Here is a 12746-nt window from a genome sequence, read left to right as displayed (position 1 = left end):
CGAAGGCCGGGACCCATCGCGCCCCGGGCTCGACTCGTGGCGCGATGGGTCCCGGCCTTCGCCGGGATGACGGCGTTACTGGTGATCATCCTCACCACGCCCCGCACCCTCCCCGACTACCCCGCCGTCCGCGCCGGGTGGCACACCTCCGAAGCCCGTCTCCTTGCCCGCGACGGGCGCGTCCTCGATATCGTCCGCGCCGACGCTTCGACCCGCCGCCTCGGCTGGATCCCGCTCGACCGCATCGCCGCGCCGCTCGTCGCCGCCGCGGTCGGGGCCGAGGATCGGCGTTTCTGGAGCCACCACGGCGTCGACTGGCGCGGGGCGGGCGGAGCCTTGCGCGACCGATTTCGCGGGCGGACCAGCCGGGGGGCGAGCACGATCACGATGCAACTCGCGGCGATGCTCGACCCGGGGCTGGGGTCGAGCGGCAGCCGGTCGGCGTTGCAAAAGATCGCGCAGGCGCGCGCCGCCCTCGCGCTCGAACGCCGGTGGAGCAAACGCGAGATCCTCGAGGCGTGGCTCAACCTCCTCCCCTTCCGAGGCGACCTCGTCGGAATCGACGCGGCGGCGCGGGCGCTCGCGGGTAAGCCCCCGGAGTCGCTCGACGACCGCGACGCGCGTATCCTCGTCAGCCTTCTCCCCGCGCCGCGAGCGAGCCCCGCCGCCGTCGCCCGCCGCGCCTGCGCCGCGAGCACGATCCCCTGCGCGCAGATCGAGGCGCGGACCGCCGAGATGCTCGGCCCGCGCAGCCCCCTGCCCGACCCCGGCCTCGCTCCGCAAGTCGCCGCACAGCTGCTCGCACCGGGCCGCACGACCGTCCGCACGACGATCGACTTCGAGTTGCAGACATTCGTCCGCGCTACTCTCGACCGGCAGCTCGCGTCGCTGTCGGCGCGCAACGCCCGCGACGGCGCGGCAATCGTCGTCGACAACGCCAGCGGCGACATCCTCGCCTATGTCGGCTCGGGCGGCCCCGAATCGCGGTCGGGTGCGGTCGACGGCGCGCGAAGCCCGCGCCAGGCGGGATCGTCGCTCAAGCCGTTCCTGTATGAACTCGCGATCGAGCGGCGGCTGCTGACCGCGGCATCGATCCTCGACGACGCTCCCGTAGACCTCGACACCGCATCGGGGCTGTACATCCCGCAGAACTACGACCGCAATTTCCGCGGCCCGGTCAGCGTGCGGTCAGCACTCGGCAACTCGCTCAACGTGCCGGCCGTCCGCACCCTGCTGCTCGTCGGCGTCGACTCCTTCCGCGACCGGCTGTTCGATGCGGGGTATCGCGGCATCTCGCGCGACGGCGACTATTACGGCTTCAGCCTCGCGCTCGGGTCAGCCGAGGTCACGCTGGTCGAACAGGCCGCCGCCTTCCGTGCCCTCGCCCGTGGCGGACTGTGGTCGCCGCTCCGCCTCGAACCCGGCACCGCCATCGCCGACCGCCGCGTCATGGCCGCCCCCGCGATCGCGATCGTCGCCGACATCCTCAGCGATCCCGCCGCGCGGACCGCAACCTTCGGCCCCGACAACGGCCTCGCCTTGCCGTTTCCCGCCGCGGTCAAGACCGGCACGTCGAAGGCCTTGCGCGACAATTGGTGCATTGGCTTCACCAGCCGCTTCACCGTCGCGGTCTGGGTCGGCAATTTCGAAGGCGACAGCATGGCGGCGGGGGTATCGGGCGTCGTCGGCGCAGCCCCGACGTGGCGCGAGATCATGCTCCACCTCCACCGCGACGTCCCCGCCGTGCCTTTCGCCCGCACCGGCACCGTCGCCCGGGCGGTCAGCTTCGTCCCCGCAGTCGAACCGCCGCGGACCGAGCTGTTCGTCCCCGGCACCGAATTGTCGGTCGTCCGCGTCGCCGCGCAGCAACAGCGCCCGCGCATCGTCGCCCCCGCCGACGGCACGGTGATCGCGCTCGACCCCGATATCCCGCCTGCCCGCCAGCGCATCGCGATCATCGTCGCGGGAACGGGGGTTGCCGGGGCCGGCAGCGTCGCGATCGACGGCCGCGATCTGGGCAGCGCGCGCCTTTGGAGCCCCGTTCCCGGCACGCACCGCATCACGCTGAGCGACGGAACGCGGCTGCTCGACCATGCCCGGATTACGGTACGCTAGCGGAACCGCCTCCACAGCGGGCGGTTGGATGATCGACCCGAGGAGATACGTTATGCCCGCCGTCCGCTTTACCCCGTCCGTCGAGACCCCCGCTGCCGACGAAGCCGAGACGATCGCCGGGCTGACCGAGGCGATGGAGTCGATTTCGGCAACGACCTTCAAGGACGAAGCCAAGGCGATCCGCGCGGTCCACGCCAAGAGCCACGCGCTGCTCGAAGGCGAACTTACCATCTTTGGCGGGCTGGCCCCCGAACTCGCGCAGGGGCTGTTCGCCAAGCCCGGCACGTACAAGACGTCGATCCGCCTCTCGACGTCGCCCGGCGACCTGATGGACGACCACGTCTCGACCCCGCGCGGCATCGCGATCAAAATTCACGGAGTCGACGGCGACCAACTGTCGGGGAGCGCGACCGACACGACGCAGGACTTCCTGATGGTCGAAGGGCCGACGTTCGCCGCCGCGACGCCGAAGGACTTCCTCGGCACGGTCAAGATGCTCGCCGCGACAACCGACAAGGCCGAGGGGCTGAAGCGTGCGTTCTCCGCCACCGCGCGCGGGATCGAGGCGCTGCTCGAAGCGGTCGGCAGCAAGTCGGGAACGCTCGTCGCTCTCGGCGGGCACAAGCTGACCAACCCGCTCGGCGAGACTTTCTACACTCAGGTGCCGGTCCGTTACGGCGACTATATCGCCAAGCTCGCGTGCGTGCCCGTCGGCGCGCTGGCGGAGTTGAAGGATGCCAAGGTCGAGTCCGACCATCAGAACTTCCTGCGCGAGGCGATCGGCAAGACGTTCGCCAACGGCGGCGGCGAATGGGAAATCCGGGTCCAGCTATGCACCGACCTCGAGAAGATGCCGATCGAGGATGCGTCGGTCGAATGGCCCGAGGATGCCAGCCCGTACGTCACCGTCGCTCGGTTGCGCGCGGCCGCACAGCCGTCGTGGAGCATCGACCAGGTCCATGCGATAGACGACGGCCTCGCCTTCTCGCCGTGGCACGGTCTCGCCGCGCACCAGCCGCTCGGCGGCGTCATGCGCGCGCGAAAGTCGGTCTATGCCACGCTGCAGGGCGAGCGGTCGGCGCGCAGCGGCTGCCCGTTCAGCGAGGAGGCGCGCCATGCCGCAGGGTGACAAGGACGCGTACACCGACAAGCAGAAGCGCAAGGCCGAGCATATCGAGGAGAGCTACGAGGCCAAGGGCGTGCCCGACAAGGAAGCCGAGGCGCGGGCGTGGGCGACGGTGAACAAGCAGGACGGCGGCGGGAAGAAGAGCGGGTCGGGGCGGAAGGCCTAGCTTCGCTCTTTCGCGCACGCGGGGCGGATCAACTACTCATCCCTGTCCTACACCCCGGCCTTCGGCATACCCTCCTACCGTCGAGTCGCTACTGGGCGGCGGGAGCAGTGTTCTCATCGTAAGTATTGCCGGGTCGCGACACCGGCGGAAACGCGCGCGCAAAACACCCGCTTCGTGCGGACTTCGTGGACTTCCATCTTCCCGAAGGCCACCCCCTCAGTGCGCGTCGCCCCAACTGACCCCGGTCCCGATCTCCACCCCGAGCGGAATCGACAGGTCGACCGCGGGGGTGTGCGAGTGCGCCATCGTTGCGCGGATCACCGCCGTCGCCGCCCCGACCTCGGCGTCGGGAACCTCGAACACCAGTTCGTCGTGGACCTGGAGGAGCATCCGCGTACCGGTCAGCCCGGCCGCCGCAAGCGCTCCCGGCATCCGCGCCATCGCGCGCTTGATGATGTCGGCGGCGGTCCCCTGAACGCGGGCGTTGACCGCCTGGCGCTCGGCATTCTGGCGCTCGCCCATGACCTTCGACGCGATCATCGGGACGTTCGCCTTGCGCCCGAACAGCGTCGTGACGAAACCGTGGTCGCGGGCGAAGGCGATGGTTTCGGCCATGTAGTTGCGGATGCCGGGGAAGCGGCTGAAGTACAGGTCGATGTAGCGCGCCGCCTCGCCGCGATCGATGCCGAGGCGCTGCGCCAGCCCGAACGCCGAGATGCCGTAGATGATCGAGAAGTTGATCGTCTTGGCGCGGTTGCGGGTGTCGCGCGTGACCTCGCCGAAGACCTCCTGCGCGGTCAGGTTATGGACGTCGCCGCCCTCGGCATAAACCTGCTTCAGTTCGGGGACGTCGGCGATGTGCGCGACCAGCCGCAGCTCGATCTGGTTATAGTCGGCCGCCATGATGACGTGCCCCGGCTCGGCGACGAAGGCGTAGCGGATCCGCCGGCCCATCTCGGTGCGGATCGGGATGTTCTGGAGGTTGGGGTCGGTCGACGACAGCCGCCCCGTGCTCGCATTGGCGAGGCCGAAGCAGGTGTGGACGCGCCCCGTCGCGGGGTTGATCTGCGCCTGGAGCGCGTCAGTGTAGGTCGACTTGAGCTTGGTCAGCTGGCGCCAGTCGAGCACCCGCGCGGCGATGTCGACGCCGCTCGCGGCAAGGCGTTCGAGCTCGGTGACGTCAGTGGCGAAAGCGCCTGTCTTGCCCGACTTCTTGCCCGAGGCATGGCCGAGCTTGTCGAACAGCACCTCGCCAAGTTGCTTGGGCGAACCGATCGTGAACTTGTGACCCGCCATGTCGTGGATCTGCGTTTCGAGCCCGGCGATCTCGATCTCGTACGCCGCCGACAGGCCCGCGAGGGCAGCGCGGTCGACCTTGATCCCGGCCATCTCCATGTCGGCGATCACCGGAATCAGCGGCGCGTCGACGGTCCGGTAGATGGTCGTGACCTCCTCGCGCCACAGCCGCGCGGCGAACTTGCCGTGGAGCCGCAGCGTGACGTCGGCATCCTCGGCGGCGTATTCGGTGGCGCGGTCGAGCGCGACATGGTCGAAGCTGATCCGCGACTTGGCGGTCCCGGTCAGCTCCTTGACGGCGATCGGGGTGTGGCCGAGGTGGCGGGTCGACAGGTCCTCGACGCCGTGGTTCCACCGCCCAGCATCGAGCGCGAAGCTCATCAACATCGTGTCGTCATATGGTGCGATCTCGGCCGCCCCATGACGGCGGAAGACGATCATGTCGTATTTGAGGTTCTGGCCTACCTTGAGGATCGCCGGGTTGGCGAACACCGGGCCCAGCCGCTCGATCACCGTCGCGCGGTCGAGCTGGTCGACGGGTTCGGCGAGCAGGCCATCGCCGATCTTGTGGCCGACCGGGATATAGCAGGCGAGGCCGGGTTCGAGCGCGATGCTCAGCCCAACGAGGTCGGCGCGGACCGGGTCGAGGTCGGTGGTCTCGGAGTCGACCGCGACGACCCCGCGCCGCGTCGCCTCCGCGAGCCACCAGTCGAGCCGGTCGAGCGTCGTGACGCACTCGTACTTCTTGTGGTCGAACGGCGCGGCGGGGGCGTCCTCGACGACCGGGGCATGCGCCGCCTCGACCTCGCGCCCGAGCTTCGCCAGCAGGCTGCGGAAGCCGTGCTTGGCGAGGAACGCCGCGAGCGGGGCGTGCGGCGGCTCGCGCAGCGTCAGCTCGTCGAGGGGGATTTCGAGCGGCAGGTCGTCCTTCAATCGGACGAGTTCGCGCGACAGGCGGGCCATATCGGCCGACGCTGCGAGGTTGTCGCGCAGCTTGGGCTTCTTGACCTCGTCGAGCCGCGCCAGCATCGCCTCCACCGTGCCGAACTGCTGGATCAGCTCGGCCGCCCCCTTCGGCCCGACGCCGCGGACTCCGGGGATGTTGTCGACGCTGTCTCCCATCAGCGCGAGGACCTCGCCGAGCTGCTCGGGGGGAACACCGAACTTCTCGATCACATCCTCGCGGTTGACCCGGCAGTTCTTCATCGTGTCGTACAGGTCGAGCCCCGGCTGGACGAGCTGCATCAGGTCCTTGTCCGACGACACGATCGAGACGTCGAAGCCGGCGGCGATCGCGGCCAGCGCGTAGCTCGCGATGATGTCGTCGGCCTCGAAGCCCGGCTGTTCGAAGCACGGGACCGAGAAGGCGCGGACCGCGTCGCGGATCAGCGGGAACTGCGGGATGAGGTCGTCGGGCGGCGGCGGACGATGCGCCTTGTACTGGTCGTACATGTCGTTGCGGAAGGTGATGCTGCCGGCGTCGAAGATCACCGCGAGGTGGGTCGGGGCCTCCGCCTTATTGAGTTCCTCGATTAGCTTCCACAGCATCGTCGTGAAGCCATAGACCGCGTTGACCATCGTCCCGTCGGGGTTGGTCAGCGGCGGGAGCCGATGATAGGCGCGGAAGATATAGCCCGAGCCGTCGACGAGGTAGAGGTGCTGCTTTGCCATCGCCGACTATGTAGGCCGGGAGCGCCGCGCGGGCTAGCGGGTGCGGTACCGTTGGCGGCCGAACTGGGTATTGTCATACGAGAACGACGCGGTGCTGTCGCCGCCGAGCGAGGTGTTGACGGTACCGAATACCTCACGCTCGCCGTTCGAGCCGAACGCGACACCGGCCTCGCCGTGGAGCTTCTTGTCGCGCGGCCGGTCCTCGCCGGGGAGCTGGAGCGCAGGGTCGAGCCGCGCGGTCGCCAGCGCCTCGGCGGCGCGGTTGCGCTCGGCCCCCGCCTCGATCGCCGCATCGGCATCGGCGGGCGACAGGCGATGCTCGACCGGCGGGCCTGCGGTGGAGTCGGCAGGCACGACCGGCGTCACCGGATCGGCGATTGCTGCGACAGATGCCAGCATCAGGACGGCGGCGCCGGACAGGACAGACAGGTTCATCGTCCGATCCTATCACGCCCGGTCGATGACCGCACGGTGAACGTTCGCCTCTCCCGGATGGTAGTTTTGCTGAAAACATTGGTTGATTTGTCACTAATGCGATATGCCGCGCCCGATTGGTTCGATTGACGGGTGAATTCAGTGGTCGAGTCGCATGTGTCTCATAATGCTTGTCGGATCTTGACTTGATGGCGTCTTCTCTCACGCTCCTCCTCGTCGACGACGAGATCCTGATCACCGAGATGGTCCACGACGCGCTCGAAGACGCGGGCTTTGCCGTGATCAGCGCCAATGACGGCGACCGGGCGATGGCAGTCCTCAACGACGAGACCCACGCGATCTGCGGCATTATCACCGACATCAACATGGGCGATACCGCCGACGGCTGGTCGGTGGCGCGCCGTGCCCGCGAACTCAATCCGGACCTGCCGGTGGTCTATATGACCGGCGGTGTCGCCCACGAATGGGCGGTGCACGGCGTGCCGCGCAGCATTTTGGTGAGCAAGCCCTTTGCCACGGCGCAGATCATCACCGCGATCGCCAGCCTGCTCAACTCCCCCGCTCCCCCCGCAGCAGGTGTCTGACGAATTGTTTCGGGTCGGTATGAAACTGTACGATGCCCGGACTGTTGTTTTAAGGATCCGTCATCTGGGCGGGATGTCGTGGAAAACATCGTGCCCAATGCGACAACAATTCTAGTCGTCGACGACGAAGCGCTGATCGCGGACATGGTCTGCGATGCGCTGACAGATAGCGGCTTCGAGGTCGTCGTTGCCAACGACGGCGGCGAGGCGCTCTCGATGATCGCGATGAACCCGCACATCCATGCCCTGGTCACCGATATCAACATGGGCGCCGGCGCCGATGGCTGGCACGTCGCCCGATGCGCGCGTGAAGCCTGCCCGTGCATTCCGGTGGTCTATACGACCGGAGGTGCGGCGCACGAGTGGGTTCGACATGGTGTCAACGGCAGTATCCTTGTCGTCAAACCGTTCCATGTCGACCGCATCGTTTCGGCGCTAAATCAATTACTTAACGGTTTGCCAACCACACATTAATCGTGACCGCCTAGTCTGCGTGCGCCATGCTAGAGCTAGGGCAACGCGAGGTGGGCAACTGTGGCGCTACGATCGACGGGCAGGGGTGCAGCGCATGTGTCGATCGCCGCTTTGGCGTCGGCGATGTTGCTGTCTGGCTGTGGCGGCAGCGATGTCGCGACGCCAGCGACAATCGCTCCGCCTGTTGCCCCGGTCACCGTTCCGGTCACCACGCCCCCGCCCGTGACGACGCCAGCGCCGACTCCTACCATCGTTCCATCCGATTTGATCGCGTCACCCCGCCCCGCTGCGCGGTCGGTCAATGACACCGCCGAATACCGTGCCAACTATAATTCGTACGAGCTGATCGGGGCGCTCTACGCCGCCGATGCGGGGCTCACCGGCAAGGGTGTCACCGTCGGCATCGTCGACGGCGGCTTCACCACCAGCGACAGTGAACTCGCCGGGAGGCAGTCCGCGTTGAGCAAGGACTTCGGCAACATCCTGACCAAGCAGGCCGACGGCAGCTATGCCGCCACCGCCCGCAACGACATCGGCCTCAACCCGTCATCGCTCCACGGTGCGATCGTCGCCGAATTGCTCGCCGCCAACCGTGATGGACAAGGCAGTGTCGGGGTCGCGCCGCAAGCGAGTGTCGCCCTCCTGCGGATCGACGACAGCAAGACCGACATGCCAAACGCCGATGGCTCGCCGAACGAGGAGCTATCAGGGGCAAACATCGCCGCTGCGATCAACTATGCCGCAAGCGTCAAGATTCCGGTGCTGTCGGTATCGCTCGGCATCGACGGCGGCGCGTCGCCGTCACTGACCGCCGCGATCAACCGCTTCGCCAGCGTCGGCGGATTGTTCGTGATCGCCGCCGGAAACAGTGGCTCGGCCAATCCCGAATCGATCCAGCTTGTATCTTCCGCCAACCGCGGCAGCTGGATTTCGGTCGGCGGCCTGTCGAACTCGTTGACGGCCTTCACCCTCGATCCATCGTCGGGGCAGGCCGGGACGCTTGCCGACCGCTATATCACCGCGCCGTACGACAATATCGCTGCCGACCCGGCGAACGGCGGCGGCTTCTACAAGTTCACCGGCACCAGCGGCGCGGTGCCGCTGGTCGCGGCGACGGCGGCGCTGATCCTGCAGAAGTGGCCGCAGCTGTCGGGCAAGGACGCCGGCAACGTGATCCTCGCGACCGCGCGCGATATCGGCGCGCCCGGGACCGATCCGGTCTTCGGGCGCGGGTTGCTCGACATCAAGGCCGCGCTTTCCCCGGTCGATCCGGTTCTGGTGACGCAAACCGGGACGACGACACCGATCGCATCTGCCAGCCTCGCTCTGCCTTCGGCGACAGGAACCGGGTCGATCACCAAGCTGCTCAGTCATGCCGTGATCCTCGACGCCTTTGGGCGCGACTTTACCGCCGACGCGCGCGGCATCGTCCGGTCGTCGAGCAACATCGGCGCGGTCGCGGGGCTGACACGGACGATCCGCCGCAACACCTCTGGCACATTGGCCTTCAGCGTGACCAGCGACATCGAATATGCGGGCGGCCCGGTTCGCGAGGGTGAACCCGTCGCGCGGCTGGCAGGAACCGAGATCAGAGTTCGGACGGGCGGGACCGAGATTGCCTTTACCCAGGGCTATGCACCGTGGACAGGGAGCGCCGTTGCGGGACTTGGGGCACCGTCGTTGGCGCTCGCGGCGTATGCCGGGGCGGTGACGACAGGGGCGCGGACGATCGTTCCCTTTGGCGACGGCGCGCTAACCTTCGACGCCGGCACCGGCGGATCTCGTGCCGTGCGCAACATCGCCACTGCCAGTGTCGATGCCGCCGGCGTTGGCTGGAGCAATGGCCGATGGAGCCTCGGCGGCGGGGTCATCAGCGAAAACGGTGCGGTATTCGGCAGCCGTTCGACTGGTGCGCTACAACTCGCGAGCGCCACGACGACCGGCTTTGGCGAGGCGCGCTATATCCGGTTGGCGGGTCGCTGGTCGTTCACCGGCTACGGCTCGATCGGGGTGACCGCGCTGCGCGACGCGACGAATTCACTCCTGACCGCGCCGTCGACCTTGGTCACCTCGCGCTTCGGCATCGAGGCGGGGCGCAACATCGGGATCGCGCGCGTGACGGTCGGCGTCGCCCAGCCGCTCAACGTCGAAAGTGGCGGCGCCACGCTAACGCTCGGCAACGGCTATGATCTCGATTCACGGTCGCTGACGTTCGCAGCCAACCCGGTCGACCTGCGCGGGAACCGCCAGTTCCTTGCGCAGGCCGAAGTCGATTTCGGCTTGGTCCGGATCGGTTTCGTCCAAGGGATGCGCCGCCCCGAGACCGGGGTCGTCACCTCGATGGGGTGGCACTTCTAGCTGAAGGCCGACCCCGATCCCCAGTTAGTTGTGCGGCCGTCCGCCGCCATGCCCCTGCTGGCCCTGCGGCCGCCCGCCACCCTGCCGCGCCGACTGGCGGAAGCTGCGGTACGATGCACCGCGGTCCGCCATGTACGCGCGGTCGCGGCGCGCATCGAACTGACGGCCTTGATAAAGGTGGTTGCCGCGGAACTCACCGCGATGCTGCCAATGGTTACGTTCGTCGTCGTTCCACGCCCGGCGACGCCCGCCGCGGTCGAACACGTAAATGCCCGTGCCAGGGTAATAATAGTCGTTGTAGAAGCCGTAGCCGGGGTAGCCGACGCCGCCGTAATAGTCGCCGCCGTAACCCAGCGGTCCCGAATACCCACCGGCATAAGCGACGCCGCCGCCATAGCCCCCGCCGCCATACCCGTAACCGTCGGCGCACGCACCGAGCGTGGCGACAGCACCGCCGATGAGGGCAACGCGCAGCAATTTGAAGATGGTCATGAGGGCGATCCTGATGGTGTAGTACTGTAACAATCGCGCCCGCGTTTCCGTTCCGTACGCAATGGGACAGGGGTCGGCGCAGGCGTCTCCGCGTCATCGACGGGGATGACGGCGCGGCGCGAAGGGGCTAACCCTGACGCCATGAACCTCGCCCGCTTCCCCCGCCGCCGTTACACCCCCAACGCCACGCCGATCGAGCCGATGCCGCATCTGTCGGCGCACCTCGGCGGTCCCGAGCTTTGGATCAAGCGCGACGACCTGCTCGGCCTGTCGGGAGGCGGCAACAAGACCCGCAAGCTCGAATTCCTCGTCGCCGCTGCACTGGCGCAGGGAGCGGATACGCTCGTTACGGTCGGTGCGGTCCAGTCGAACCACTGCCGCCTAACGCTGTCGGCGGCGGTGCGCGAAGGCATGAAGTGCCGCCTGATCCTCGAGGAGCGTGTCCCCGGCAGTTATCATGCCGACGCCTCGGGCAATAACCTGTTGTTCGACCTGCTCGGGGTCGAGAGCGTCACCGTCGTCCCCGCCGGAACCGACCTCGCCGCCGCGATGCAGGGCGAGCTCGACGATCTCGAGAGCACGGGCCGCAAGGGCTATGCGATCGTTGGCGGCGGGTCGAACCCACTGGGCGCGCTCGGCTATGTCGCGTGCGCCGAGGAGCTGCTCGCCCAGTCGTTCGAGATGGGCGTCGCCTTCGACCACATCGTGGTCGCCAGCGGGAGCGCCGGGACCCACGCCGGGCTCCTCGTCGGACTGACCGCGGCCAACGCCGGAATCCCGCTCACCGGCATCAACGTCCGCCGCCCGCAGGCCGAGCAGGAGGGCAACGTCCACAAGCTCGCCGTGGCGACGGCGGAGTTCGCCGGGTTCACTGGCGGTATCGCGCGCGACTCGGTCGTCGCGCTCGATCGCTGGGTCGGACCGGGCTACTCAATCCCGACTCCTGCAATGGTCGAGGCGGTCCGCCTGCTCGCGTCGACCGAGGGCGTGCTGCTCGACCCGGTCTATACCGGCAAGGCGATGGCGGGGCTGATCGGCCTCGTGCGCGACGGCCACTTCAAGCCGACCGACCGCGTCCTGTTCGTCCACACCGGCGGCGCGCCGGTGCTGTTCGCTTATCGCGACGTGTTGGCGGCATGACCAAAACCGTCGGCGTCATCGGCGGGATGGGACCGGCGGCAACGCTCGACTTCCTCGTCAAGCTCCACCACGCCACCGGCGCGGTCGAGGAGAGCGACCACCTTCGCGTCATCACCGACAACAACCCGCGCCACGCCGACCGTAACGCCGCGATGGTCGCCGACGGCCCCTCGCCCGCCGGACTGCTCGCCGAGACAGCGCGCGGGCTCGCCGCCGCCGGGGCCGAGTTCCTCGTCATGCCGTGCAATGCGGCGCATAGCTGGGCCGTCGACATCATCGCCGCGACCCCGCTGCCGTTCGTCAGCATGATCGACGTCGCGGTCGCCACCGTCGTTGCCGCCGTGCCCGAAGCCCGCACCGTCGGCCTGCTCGCGGTCGAGGCGACGCAGGCCTCGCGCATCTATCATAATGGCTTCGAGGCCGCCGGCATCGCGGTAATCGCCCCCGACATGGCGGCGTTCATGCCGCTGATCTACGCGGTCAAGCGCGGCGACACCGGCCCAGCCGTCCGCGCCGCGATGGCCGCGCAGGCGCAGTTGCTCGTCGACGCCGGTGCCGACGTTATCCTCGCCGCGTGCACCGAAGTCCCGCTGGTGTTCGCCCCCGGCGACATCGCGGCGCCGGTCGTCAGCGCAACCGACGCGTTGGTGCAGGCGACACTGGCGGCTGCAAGAAGCCTGTCCGGTTAATTCGGACGCTAAGGTCACGTTAAGTTCACACTAAAGCACATTGTTTTTCGCGTTCTCGCTTTCGGTCGCGACCGTCATCCAGCAATGAGAAAGAACCCGCGCCTCTCGCCCGGTGGCGTTGCCGGGTGAGCATACTCGACACATGGGACTGTAGGACAGGCGCTTCTCGCGCATCGTCGCTTGCCGCGCGGCTCGACTGG

The 12746-nt window shown here is 68.0% G+C and carries 11 protein-coding genes and 1 pseudogene; 8 read left to right on the top strand and 4 right to left on the bottom strand.

Going from position 1 to position 12746, the window contains the following annotated elements:
• Window positions 1-36: 36 nt before the first annotated feature.
• The 3 genes and pseudogenes from pbpC to KZX46_RS10210 all read left to right on the top strand — a co-directional run.
• The gene (gene pbpC, locus KZX46_RS10220) at window positions 37-2115 is read left to right on the top strand and encodes a penicillin-binding protein 1C (RefSeq protein ID WP_219776490.1); all 2079 of its coding nucleotides are present in this window, start codon (window positions 37-39) and stop codon (window positions 2113-2115) included.
• 52 nt (window positions 2116-2167) lie between these two features.
• Complete coding sequence (locus KZX46_RS10215; protein ID WP_219776489.1) at window positions 2168-3244, top strand: catalase family protein; 1077 nt, start codon at window positions 2168-2170, stop codon at window positions 3242-3244.
• A pseudogene (locus KZX46_RS10210) lies at window positions 3231-3398 on the top strand (plasmid stabilization protein); the annotation flags it as partial. The gene KZX46_RS10215 and the pseudogene KZX46_RS10210, both read left to right, overlap by 14 nt.
• Window positions 3399-3623: 225 nt before the next feature.
• On the opposite strand, the gene polA reads toward KZX46_RS10210, so the two are convergent.
• Window positions 3624-6374, bottom strand: a complete 2751-nt coding sequence (gene polA / locus KZX46_RS10205; protein WP_219776488.1) for a DNA polymerase I — start codon at window positions 6372-6374, stop codon at window positions 3624-3626.
• A 33-nt stretch (window positions 6375-6407) separates the two neighbouring features.
• Window positions 6408-6809: a hypothetical protein gene (locus KZX46_RS10200; protein WP_219776487.1), complete on the bottom strand. Its 402-nt coding sequence runs from the start codon at window positions 6807-6809 to the stop codon at window positions 6408-6410.
• Window positions 6810-6997: 188 nt separating this feature from the next.
• Between KZX46_RS10200 and KZX46_RS10195 the strand changes: the two genes are divergently transcribed.
• Entirely contained in the window at window positions 6998-7393 is a 396-nt protein-coding gene (locus KZX46_RS10195) for a response regulator (protein ID WP_216709086.1), read from the top strand.
• A 78-nt stretch (window positions 7394-7471) separates the two neighbouring features.
• Complete coding sequence (locus tag KZX46_RS10190) at window positions 7472-7867, top strand: response regulator (RefSeq protein ID WP_216709085.1); 396 nt, start codon at window positions 7472-7474, stop codon at window positions 7865-7867.
• 35 nt (window positions 7868-7902) lie between these two features.
• Here KZX46_RS10190 and KZX46_RS10185 read toward each other — a convergent pair whose 3' ends face one another.
• Complete coding sequence (locus tag KZX46_RS10185) at window positions 7903-8118, bottom strand: hypothetical protein (protein WP_219776486.1); 216 nt, start codon at window positions 8116-8118, stop codon at window positions 7903-7905.
• A gap of 13 nt (window positions 8119-8131) precedes the next feature.
• Here KZX46_RS10185 and KZX46_RS10180 point away from each other — a divergent pair, with 13 nt between their 5' ends.
• Window positions 8132-10225 carry a S8 family peptidase gene (locus KZX46_RS10180; RefSeq protein WP_219776485.1) on the top strand — a complete coding sequence of 698 codons (2094 nt, stop codon included), beginning with the start codon at window positions 8132-8134 and terminating at the stop codon, window positions 10223-10225.
• Window positions 10226-10249: 24 nt separating this feature from the next.
• Here the strand turns inward: KZX46_RS10180 and KZX46_RS10175 are convergent, their stop codons facing one another.
• On the bottom strand, window positions 10250-10717 hold the full coding sequence (locus tag KZX46_RS10175) for a hypothetical protein (protein ID WP_219776484.1): 468 nt from the start codon (window positions 10715-10717) through the stop codon (window positions 10250-10252).
• Window positions 10718-10858: 141 nt separating this feature from the next.
• On the opposite strand from KZX46_RS10175, the gene KZX46_RS10170 reads away from it, so the two are divergent.
• Both KZX46_RS10170 and KZX46_RS10165 read left to right on the top strand, forming a co-directional pair.
• Window positions 10859-11857, top strand: a complete 999-nt coding sequence (locus KZX46_RS10170; protein ID WP_219776483.1) for a D-cysteine desulfhydrase — start codon at window positions 10859-10861, stop codon at window positions 11855-11857.
• A complete protein-coding gene (locus KZX46_RS10165) occupies window positions 11854-12546 on the top strand; it encodes an aspartate/glutamate racemase family protein (protein ID WP_219776482.1) in 693 nt (230 codons plus the stop codon). The genes KZX46_RS10170 and KZX46_RS10165 overlap by 4 nt, the downstream gene beginning before the upstream one ends.
• Window positions 12547-12746 lie beyond the last annotated feature (200 nt).

This window comes from Polymorphobacter sp. PAMC 29334 (genome assembly GCF_019431245.1).
Lineage (GTDB): Bacteria > Pseudomonadota > Alphaproteobacteria > Sphingomonadales > Sphingomonadaceae > Polymorphobacter_B > Polymorphobacter_B megasporae.
This window is presented reverse-complemented; position numbering and strand designations above follow the sequence as displayed.

Bases quoted from the DNA above. Each gene is read 5' to 3' on its own strand.
- KZX46_RS10215 (WP_219776489.1), top strand. From the start codon at position 2,168: ATGCCCGCCGTCCGCTTTACCCCGTCCGTCGAGACCCCCGCTGCCGAC.
- polA (WP_219776488.1), bottom strand. From the start codon at position 6,374: ATGGCAAAGCAGCACCTCTACCTCGTCGACGGCTCGGGCTATATCTTC.
- KZX46_RS10200 (WP_219776487.1), bottom strand. From the start codon at position 6,809: ATGAACCTGTCTGTCCTGTCCGGCGCCGCCGTCCTGATGCTGGCATCT.
- KZX46_RS10195 (WP_216709086.1), top strand. From the start codon at position 6,998: ATGGCGTCTTCTCTCACGCTCCTCCTCGTCGACGACGAGATCCTGATC.
- KZX46_RS10185 (WP_219776486.1), bottom strand. From the start codon at position 8,118: ATGGTAGGAGTCGGCGCTGGCGTCGTCACGGGCGGGGGCGTGGTGACC.
- KZX46_RS10175 (WP_219776484.1), bottom strand. From the start codon at position 10,717: ATGACCATCTTCAAATTGCTGCGCGTTGCCCTCATCGGCGGTGCTGTC.
- KZX46_RS10170 (WP_219776483.1), top strand. From the start codon at position 10,859: ATGAACCTCGCCCGCTTCCCCCGCCGCCGTTACACCCCCAACGCCACG.
- KZX46_RS10165 (WP_219776482.1), top strand. From the start codon at position 11,854: ATGACCAAAACCGTCGGCGTCATCGGCGGGATGGGACCGGCGGCAACG.